The sequence below is a fragment of the Dietzia sp. DQ11-44 genome (genome assembly GCF_014145205.1).
GTDB classification, from domain to species: Bacteria; Actinomycetota; Actinomycetes; order Mycobacteriales; family Mycobacteriaceae; genus Dietzia; species Dietzia natronolimnaea.
In genome coordinates this window covers 1-3571 of sequence record NZ_JAALEC010000087.1, presented here as the reverse complement: position 1 = coordinate 3571, position 3571 = coordinate 1, and the positions used below count along the sequence as shown (strand labels likewise).

At 71.3% G+C, this 3571-nt stretch carries 3 protein-coding genes; all 3 read right to left on the bottom strand.

Annotation, left to right across the window (positions count from 1 at the left end; all coding sequences use genetic code 11):
* The coding region (locus tag G6018_RS02660) for a GerMN domain-containing protein (protein WP_182638644.1) at nt 1-979 on the bottom strand (979 nt) is incomplete at its 3' end.
* The gene (mtrB, locus tag G6018_RS02655; RefSeq protein WP_182638643.1) at nt 976-2703 is read right to left on the bottom strand and encodes an MtrAB system histidine kinase MtrB; all 1728 of its coding nucleotides are present in this window, start codon (nt 2701-2703) and stop codon (nt 976-978) included. The genes G6018_RS02660 and mtrB, both read right to left, overlap by 4 nt.
* Nucleotides 2700-3389: an MtrAB system response regulator MtrA gene (gene mtrA / locus G6018_RS02650; RefSeq protein ID WP_179526178.1), complete on the bottom strand. Its 690-nt coding sequence runs from the start codon at nt 3387-3389 to the stop codon at nt 2700-2702. The genes mtrB and mtrA overlap by 4 nt, the downstream gene beginning before the upstream one ends.
* Nucleotides 3390-3571: the final 182 nt, after the last annotated feature.

Sequence of the window (3571 nt, the reverse complement as noted above, 5' to 3'; positions counted from 1 at the left end):
GCACCAGGCCATCGGCGGCCGTGAGCGCGTTGCGCATGGGCTCCACCGGCGGATAGGGGTCGAACGTCCGGACGTCCTCCGTCGTCCACCCGTCCACGAAGCGCTCGTCCAGGGGCGCGCCGTCCCGTTCGAGTCGGTACGGACCGGGCACATCCGCGCGGGCCAGGGTCCACACGACCTGGGCGGCGAACTGTGTGGTGGCCTGGCTGCTCAGCACCGGGAGTCCGGTGAAGTCGATGGAGGTCCCGCTGACGTCCTCCCCCTCGGTGGTCTCGTCGGGGCGGACCGACACCGAGGAGGGGACCCGGGACAGCACGGCGGACTCGAGCCCGGGGCGGGGCCCGGTGGCGAGCAGGTTGACCAGCGAGAAACCCAGGTCGGTCCGGTCCGCGGCCGTCCACCGCGTGTCGGGGACCAGCGAGTCCCCGGATCCGGAGAGGAAGAACAGGTCACGCTGGGCGTAGGTGGAGACGAACTCGGTCCGTTCGATCACGACCCCCGGGGGCAACCGGTCGATGCGCCACTGGCCGTCCCGCCGGGCCAGGCCGATGGTCACCTCCAGCTGCCCCACGTCCTCCCTGAAGATGCCGCCGGGGTCGAGTGAGCCGACCTTCTCGGCGCGCAGCGTGTACTCGGCCCGGTCCGCGCCCCGTCCACCCTCCGCGCTGAGGTCCGCCCGGAGGACGATCGTCGTCTCGGCGGAGTCGTCCCAGGTCTCGGCCGCCTCCGGGGTGAGGAACTGACGGGCCGCCGCGTGTCGCTGGTCGGCGATCGCGGCCGCCTTGAGAAAGTCCCGGACGAGGAGGTCCGGCTCCTGGTCGGGCACCGGGGTGGGGACGGCCAGGCCGGCCCCGGACGGCGAGAAGGTGTCGATGACCTGGGGCGACGACGACGAGGGCAGCGTCGCGCACCCGGTGGCACCGAGCGCGGCCACGCAGACCAGCGCCACCGCCGCGACCAGAGCCCGCACACGGTTCACGAGCGGGCCTCCTCGGTCCCGGGGACGCGGTCCAGCGGGGTCGGGGACCCGGTGCTCACCAGCCGCGCCTCGTCCTCCGGGGTCAACGGCAGCGGGCTCGAGGTGAGGGTGCCCCCGTGGCGCCGGGGGATGGTCAGCCGGAAGCACGACCCCTCCCCGGGGCTGCCCCAGCAGTCCAGCCGGCCGCCGTGCAGCTTGGCGTCCTCGAGCGCGATCGCCAGACCGAGTCCGGTCCCGCCCGACCGACGGACCCGGGAGGGATCCGCCCGCCAGAAGCGGTTGAACACGAGCGACTCCTCGCCGGGCTTGAGCCCCACGCCGTGATCGCGCACCGAGACCGCGAGCGCCGCCTCGGACCCGCGGAGGGTCACCCGGACGGGCTTGGACTCCGAGTGGTCGAGTGCGTTGGCCACCAGGTTGCGCAGGATGCGCTCCACCCGTCGGGAGTCCACCTCGGCCACCACCGGCTCGGCCGGCATGTCCAGCTCGACCTGTACGCCCGCCGACTCCGCGATGTGCGACACGGTGGACACCGCGTCCTCGACCGCCCCCCGCACGTCCAGCGCGGTCACCGAGAGCTCGGCCATTCCGGCGTCGTGGCGGGAGACCTCCAGGAGGTCGGTGAGAAGGCTCTCGAACCGGTCGAGTTCGGACTCCAGCAGCTCGACGGCCCGCTTGGTCGGGGGGTCGAGGTCACCGGCGGAGTCGGAGATGATGTCCGCCGCCATCCGGACAGTGGTCAGCGGGGTGCGCAGCTCGTGCGAGACGTCCGAGGTGAAACGCTTCTGCAGGTCGCCGAACTCCTCCAGCTGGGTGATCTGGTCGGACAGGCTCTGTGCCATGTCGTTGAACGCCATCGCCAGTCGGGCGACGTCGTCCTCTCCCCGGATCACCATCCGTTCCTTGAGGTGACCGTTGGCGAACCGCTGCGCGATCGACGCCGCCTGGCGGACCGGCAGCACCACCTGCCGTGCGACCATCCACGCGATCGCCGCACTGAGCACGATGATCGCCAGGCCGGCGGTCGCGACGATCCCGCGCATGATCCCGAGCGTCTGTTCCTCGGCGATGAGCGGATAGACCAGGTAGAGCTCGAGCCCGGGGATCGACGAGTCCGTCGGCGTCCCGATGATCAGCGCCTTGGCGGGCTCTCCCCGGAAGTCGACCGTGACGTACTGGTAGGCGACCCGGCCCCGCTGGACCAGCGACTGCAACTCCGGGGGCACCTGCGAGTCGGCCGGGCTGACGACCTGCCCGCGCCCGGTCTGGTCGGGCACCACCAGGATCGGGTCGAAGGTGCCCGCGTGCACCAACTCCCCGTCGGAGGCGATGCCCCGCTCCCCCAGTGCGCTGCGCGCCTGGTCGAGGCGGGACTGCTCACTGGTCCCCTCGTCGGTCGCGGCGATCTGCGCCTCGACGGTGACCCGCAGCCGGCCAGCCTGCTCGACCGCGGCGTCCAGTTTGGTCGAGAGCAACTGCGCGGCCATCTGGCTCTGCAGCATGAACGCGATCGTGAGGATCACGCCCATGGACAGCGCGAGGGTCGAGGTGACCACCCGGAGCTGGAGGGATCGCCGCCACATGCGCGCGAACCGCATCCCCAGGACGGTGAGGTCCAGTTCCCGGATCCGCTCCAGGAGGGTCGACGACGAGTCGGTCATGTCCCGGGTGTCGCGCTCGTCGCCGGAGGACGCCGCCGCGTCGTCCGGGCGACGTGCGGTCACGAGACCGGACCGGCCTTGTACCCGACTCCGCGCACGGTGAGGACGACCTCGGGGTTCTCCGGGTCCTTCTCGATCTTCGCGCGCAGGCGCTGGACGTGCACGTTGACCAGCCGGGTGTCGGCCGAGTGACGGTAGCCCCAGACGTGTTCGAGCAGGACCTCGCGGGTGAAGACCTGGCGGGGCTTGCGGGCGAGCTCCACCAACAGGTCGAACTCCAACGGCGTGAGCGGGATCGGCGTGCCCTCACGCGTCACGGTGTGGGCGGGCACGTCGATCGTCACATCACCGATGTGCAGGAGTTCACTCGGTTCGTCCTCACCCCGGCGCAGACGCGCCCGGATGCGGGCCACGAGCTCCTTGGGCTTGAACGGCTTCATGATGTAGTCGTCGGCTCCGGACTCCAACCCCAGGACCACGTCCACGGTGTCCGTCTTGGCCGTGAGCATGACGATCGGCACCCTGGACTCGCCGCGGATGTCCCGACACACGTCGATCCCGCTCCGGCCCGGGAGCATGAGGTCGAGCAGGACCAGATCGGGCTGGACCGCCCGGAAGGTCTCGATGGCCTGGACGCCGTCGCCCACGACCTCGGTCTCGAACCCCTCGCCCCGCAGGACGATGGTGAGCATCTCTGCCAGTGCGGCGTCGTCGTCGACGACGAGGATCTTCGGGGTCATTGTCACCACTTGTGTCGGCGTGAGTGTCGGCATGTGTCCATGGAGACCTTACCCGGCCGCACCGACGGGCCGGGCCCACGGCTCGGCTCGGTGGACGGGGAATCCGTGGCGCCGACGGCTCACGAGCCGGCCACGAGGTCCGCCAACCGCCGCACGTCGGGGTCGACGCCCAGCACCCGCCAGGGCGAGCG